We start from the raw sequence: 213 nt of genomic DNA on the forward strand, positions 1-213 counted from the left end.
CATCCGTAGCTCAGCTGGATAGAGTACTCGGCTACGAACCGAGCGGTCGGAGGTTCGAATCCTCCCGGATGCACCATATTACTTGATAGCGCTTTAGCAGCGACATCAAATCTGCAGTAAAGTAAGTTTCCCTGATGCATCCGTAGCTCAGCTGGATAGAGTACTCGGCTACGAACCGAGCGGTCGGAGGTTCGAATCCTCCCGGATGCACCA

1 tRNA gene is annotated in these 213 nt (G+C 53.5%); it reads left to right on the plus strand.

From position 1 onward, the window contains the following. Positions 1 to 136 precede the first annotated feature (136 nt). Positions 137 to 213, plus strand: a tRNA-Arg gene (locus OGX90_RS01170).

Origin of the sequence: Citrobacter sp. Cpo012, assembly GCF_030333015.1 — a bacterium.
In the GTDB taxonomy this organism is placed as follows: domain Bacteria; phylum Pseudomonadota; class Gammaproteobacteria; order Enterobacterales; family Enterobacteriaceae; genus Citrobacter; species Citrobacter portucalensis.